Origin of the sequence: Microcoleus sp. S13_C3, assembly GCF_036700905.1 — a bacterium.
In the GTDB taxonomy this organism is placed as follows: Bacteria; Cyanobacteriota; Cyanobacteriia; order Cyanobacteriales; family Microcoleaceae; genus Microcoleus.
On record NZ_JAUBPT010000268.1, the window covers coordinates 1 to 6,121 of the forward strand.

Consider the following 6,121-nt stretch of genomic DNA (forward strand, 5'->3'; position numbering starts at 1 on the left):
AGCTTTATTCCTGAACCTTGGCCAAGCCGTTCTCACTTTTCTACGGCTTAAATTTTAAAAACCTACCCCTGAAAGCCTTAATAAGGGGGGACAAGGGGGGGTAGAAATGATGTTAGTAGCGGGTTATTCTGGCATTGGAAAATCATCCCTAGTAGCCGAAATTCACAAACCCAATACAAAGCTAAGGGGCTATTTTACAGCAGGCAAATTTGACCAATTTCAAAAGAATGTTCCTTACTCGGCTGTGGTTAATGCCTTTAAAGGATTAGTGCAACAACTCTTAACAGAAAGTGAAGAACAACTAGCACAATGGCGAGAAAAATTGAAAAGCGCTTTTGGGATGAATGGTCAAGTAATTATTGATGTAATTCCTGAAGTAGAACTGATTGTCGGTAAACAGCCAGAAGTACCAGAATTAGGGGCAACGGAATCACAAAATCGCTTTAATATTCTTTTTCAAAACTTCATCCGAGCATTTTGCACCAAAGAGCATCCCTTAGTCATCTTTTTGGACGATTTGCAATGGGCTGACGCTGCTACGCTTAAATTAATTATACTGATGATGACAGATACAGAAATGCAATATCTGTTTTTAATTGGAGCTTGTCGTGATAATGAAGTTAGCCCGACACACCCCTTAATGATGACTCTTGATGGGTTGCTCAAGGAGGGAGCAATTATTAATTATATTACCTTAGCACCTTTAGGACTAGAAAATATTAGTCAACTTATTGGCGATACATTATCTAGCAATTATGAATCAGTAAAATCCTTGGCAGAATTGGTGATTGAAAAAACTGGAGGGAATCCGTTCTTTGTTAATGAATTCTTGAAAACCCTGTACTCAAAAAATTTAATCCAGTTTGATTTATCTTCTCTTTCTTGGCAATGGGATGTACAGCAAATTCAAGCAAAGGGGATTACAGACAATGTAGTAGAGTTAATGATTGATAAAGTAAATAAACTGCCAGAATCAACACAGCAGATGTTACGTTTAGCGGCTTGTGTGGGCGCTAATTTCAACTTGCATACCCTTTCTCTCATTAGCGAAAAATCACCTAGAGAAACCTCTACTGACCTATCACTGGCAATTCAGTCAGGCTTAATTTTACCCACATCAGAGTTAGATGCTGACCTCTTAATTCAAGATTATAAATTCCTGCATGACAGAGTACAACAGGCTGCTTATGCCATGATTTATGGCGAATCTAAACGTAGCTTCCATCTCAAAATTGGGCTATTGTTGTTGCAGAATCTCCCGAAAAATAAACGGGAAATCAGAATCTTTGAAATAGTCGATCATCTGAATTTTGGCAGAGATTTAATTGCAGATGATTCAGCAAAAATTGAATTAGCACGCTTGAATTTAGAAGCGGGCAAAAAAGCCAAAGATGCAACGGCTTATGGAGCGGCACTGCAATATTTAAGAGCGGGATTAGAGTGTTTAATCGGAGATTTTTGGACGGAGTATTATGAATTAACTTTAGCCTTGCACAAAGAACGGGCAGAGGTTGAATACTTAAATGGATGTTTTGAGGATTCAGAAGCATTAATTGACCTAATTTTGAAAAATGTAAAATCCGACATAGAGAAGGCAGAAATTTACAACCTGTTGCTCGTGCAGTACACCATGAGTGCTAAATATGAAGAGTCAATACAAACAGGTAAAAAGGCTCTTTTCTTGTTAGGTGTAGACTTGCCTGACGCTAATTTTAAGGAGGCGCTAGACCTGGAAGTTGCCCGTGCAAAGAAGAATTTGGGCTCGAGAAAAATTGCTGACCTGATCGATGAACCAGAAATCACAGACCCCCAAAAAAGACTGGTACTAAAATTGTTAACAAATACTGATCCACCTGCCTATTTTTTTAACCAAGAAATGTATGCAGTTATTGTTTTAAAAATGGCTAATATTTCTTTGCAATACGGCAATATTGCCGTATCGTCAAAAGGATTTGTAACTTACGGAATGATTCTTGGCTCTATTTTAGGTGACTATCAATCTGGCTATGAATTTGGTAAGCTAGCTGTAGAGGTGAGTAAAAAATTTAATAGTTCCAGTCAGAGATGCAGTGCTTGTTTAGTTTTGGGCGGTCATTTGAATAACTGGGTAAAGCATATTAAATTGGCTGAGGCTATTTTGAATGAGTCCTATCAAGCTGGCTTAGAATCTGGAGAATTACTGCACTCTGGCTACGCTATCGAACACAAATTGCGATACCTATTTTATCAGGGTAAAAATTTAGAACCTCTGGTGATAGAGGTGGAAAAATTTTTACAGTTTAACCAAAAAATAAAAAACCAATGGGCAATTGATGGAATGCTGGGTTTTCAAATAACTCTCTTTAATTTAAGCAGTAGAACTCCTAATAAATTCGTATTTTGTAACAACGAAATTAGCGATGAAGAATTTTTAGAAAGCTGTAAAGCACATAAAAGTTTGGCGTTGATTTGCACTTTTTATATTTTTAAATCTCAGGTTTTATATCTGTATGATCAGCTACATGAAGCGCTAAACTGTGCATTGAAAGCCAAAGAATTTATGATTTTTACGTTAGGGCAGTTCCAAATTTCTGAACATAATTTTTACACTTCACTAATCCTGGTGTCGCTATATCTTGATGCTTCCGAGTCCGAACAAAAACACTATTGGGAGCAGTTAGAATCGCAGCAACAACAGATGAAAATTTGGGCAGATAACTGTCCTGAAAACTTTCTGCACAAATACCTGTTGGTGGAGGCAGAAATTGCGCGTATTTCTGGTCAAGGAATGGAAGCACTAGATTTGTACGATCGCGCCATTGCTTCAGCTCATGAAAATGAGTATATTCAGAATGAAGCTTTAGGCAATGAATTAGTCGCCAAATTCTGGTTAGGGAAAGGCAAAGAGGAAATTGCCAAACTTTACATGAGAAAAGCTCACTATGGCTACCAACTTTGGGGTGCTAAGCGTAAAGTAGAGGATTTGGAGCAGAAATATCCGCAGTTAATCCCCAAAGTATCTGCCCAGAAACAAATTGATGTGCAGACTACTGCTATGGGCACAGCATCTTCAACAAGTGGAGCAAGTTCAAATATAGACTTGTCCACAGTTATCAAAGCTTCCCAAGTTCTGGCTGGTGAAATTGCGAGCAACAAATTGTTAGAAAAGTTAATGACAATTTTAATGAAAAATGGCGGAGCACAAAAAGGCTTTCTTGTCTTATCAAATAAGGAGAAGTTAACCATTGAAGCTAGAGGGGAAGTTGACAAAGAACAAGTAGAAGTTTGGCAAAGTAGTCCGATTGAAAGCAGCGATAATCTTCCTGTAGGCATGATAAAATATGTAGCGAGAACTCAGGAAGATGTAGTGCTATCAGAGGCTACAAAAGAGGGTATTTTTACTAGCGAACCCTATATTATAAAAAATCAGCCTAAGTCAGTCTTATGCGCTCCTATTATTAATCAAGGTAAACTGATCGGCATTCTGTATCTGGAAAATAATCTGACTACCGGGGCGTTTACCCCAGATAGATTGGAAGTCTTAAAAATCTTATCCTCCCAAGCAGCTATTTCGATCGAAAATGCTCGCCTCTATCAAAACTTAGAAGATAAAGTTCAAGAACGCACGGCTCAACTAGCTGAAGCGAATCAAGAAATTAGCACCCTCAATCAGAAATTAAAAGCGGAAAATGTTCGCATGAGTGCAGAACTCGATATTGTCAAACAACTGCAACAAATGGTGTTGCCAAAACCGTCAGAATTAGAGGCAATTGAAGGCTTAGAAATAGCTGGTTTTATGGAACCTGCTGACGAAGTTGGCGGTGATTACTACGATGTATTGCAACAGGATGGTCAAGTCAAGATTAGCATTGGCGATGTCACGGGACATGGTTTAGAAAGCGGCGTGTTGATGATTATGGCACAAACGGCTGTCAGGACGCTTCAGAAAATGAACGAAACAGATCCAGTGAAGTTTTTGGATGTCCTCAACCAGACTCTTTATGACAATCTCCAGCGCATGGACTCCCCTAGAAATATGTCTCTAGCTATATTAGACTATGCCGGAGGTGTTCTGAAATTAAGCGGACAACATGAGGAAATGATTGTGGTGCGCGCGGATGGAAAACTGGAGTGCATAGACACGATGGATTTAGGCTTTCCCATTGGCTTAGTAGAAGAGATTGGCGAGTTTATTACTCAAACAGAAGTGCAGTTAAATCCTGGGGATGTGGTGGTGCTTTATACTGATGGAATTCCTGAAGCTAAAGATATTAATAAAGCGCAGTACGGATTAAAGAGGTTGTGGCAAGTGGTGGTTGAAAATCGTCACCGCTGTGTCCAAGAAATTCGGGAAGCTGTGATTGATGATGTGCGGCAGTATATTGGCACTCAGAAGGTTTTTGATGATATTACTTTGGTGGTGATGAAGCAGAAATAGAACTTTTTTCTCGCGAGTTCGGCGGTTGAAACCGCTACTACACAACAAAAGTCCGCCTTCGCGGACTCAAGAAATCAAGATGGCAGCTTACCAGGGGCTTCCGATCATGGTGAAACTACTCCAATAGTAAGGATGAGAAAAGTTTTGGTTTGGTTGTTGTAAATTAGCAGGTAAATTTAACTTGCCGCCTGTTGTTACTAGCTGTCCGTTTTCCATCCGAACTTTACCGGACATTATTGCTTGTTGAGTCATTTGCAAAGCTTCTGCTTTAGTTGTGGTTCCTCGCAACTGGTGGTAAAATTCGCTCATCAGACCCAAAGTGCCTCCATCGTCAACATACCACAAACTCCCTAAAGCAGATTTCGCGCCGGATTTTACTGCTAAACCTCCAAAACCTAACTCTGCTTCCCGATCGCCCATAGCAGTTCTACAAGCACTTAATACTAACAAGTCTACCTGCGGATTCCGCCAATTCAAACTCTCCATGCGATCGAGCTGCAATTTGGAATTCCACATTTGAATGTAGGAATTGCTCGCTTTTCCCGGTTTGAATTCAGCGTGCGTGGCTAGGTGAACGATCCGAAATCCTCCCTTGGCGTGTTCGGAGTTGAGATTATCTAAAGTGAAAGCAGAATTGAGGAAAGATGGGCTGTGCCACTGAGCCGAAATCGCCTGCAATTCGATCGGCACACTGGGCAAGGGCTGTTGGTCAACAAATTCTGACCTTCCCATTGCTAGCACTGTGGCGTCTCTAACAGCTTTATAATCGGTATTAGTCGAGCTAAAACTCGGAATTAGGCTAAAACTGTATTTTTCAATCAAGAAGCCTTTACCGTCGTGCAAAGCCGCAAAGGGCAGGCTTCGCAATCCGGGATCGACTGACAGTAACAAAGTTTGAATTCCTAAGTTTTGTAAGTCTTTTTCTAGGGGTGCGATCGCCCATTTATATAGTTGCTGGGCGGAGGCTAGATAAGTCGTAGTAGCGCGTTTTGCGGGATTGGTGATTTCATTGCGGAACTCCTGGACGGTGGGGAAAAGAGCTGCTCTGTGGGCTTCGGGGACACTGTAGTGAATCGGCTGCCCCACGGGAGGAACTAAAATTAGTTCCAGTCGATCTTCTCGCGAGACTATATAGATAATACCAGACCGCTTGCCGGTTTGCTGTTCGATATTTTGTAAAGTTTGTTGGGCTGTCGAAATCAAGACTTTTTCCTCTGGGATGTTGGCTTCTACCCCCAGGTATTCTCGAAATTCTTGATTCCTCATTTCTTCGATTCCCCAGATTGTTTTCTGGATATCGTTACCTTCAAAAAGTCGATCGGGAGACGGAACATATCCCAGAACTAAATTAGAAATAGGGTTGACTCTTAGTGATAATTCGCTGCTGGTAACTTCTGGCAGTTGGTTGCCGGGGGGCAACTGATTGTGTAGCGATGGAATTTTGGGGGGTTGAAAGTCTTTTCGATCGAGGGTTGAGGGTTGCCCTGCAGGCACTTGTCTTTCCGTAGGATCGATCAGAGGGGGAGTTACCACATCAGGGGGAGTTACAACATCAGGGGGTTTTACAACATCAGGGGGTTTTACAGTTACAACATCAGGGGGTTTTACAGTTACAACATCAGGGGGATTTACAGTTACAACATCAGGGGGATTTACAGTTACAACATCAGGGGGATTTACAGTTACAACATCAGGGGGATTTAC

General features: G+C 41.0%; 2 protein-coding genes and 1 pseudogene. 2 read left to right on the forward strand and 1 reads right to left on the reverse strand.

Annotated elements, in window-relative coordinates:
• Positions 1–97: 97 nt before the first annotated feature.
• Together QUA16_RS37105 and QUA16_RS37110 are read left to right on the forward strand one after the other, a co-directional pair.
• Positions 98–586, forward strand: a pseudogene (locus QUA16_RS37105) (ATP-binding protein); the annotation flags it as partial.
• 606 nt (positions 587–1,192) lie between these two features.
• Positions 1,193–4,417 (forward strand): SpoIIE family protein phosphatase, encoded by a 3,225-nt coding sequence (locus QUA16_RS37110; protein ID WP_445252234.1) that lies wholly within the window; start codon positions 1,193–1,195, stop codon positions 4,415–4,417.
• Between the two features lie 87 nt (positions 4,418–4,504).
• Here the strand turns inward: QUA16_RS37110 and QUA16_RS35280 are convergent.
• A partial coding sequence (locus tag QUA16_RS35280) for a CHAT domain-containing protein (protein WP_333181746.1) occupies positions 4,505–6,121 on the reverse strand: 1,617 nt, incomplete at its 5' end.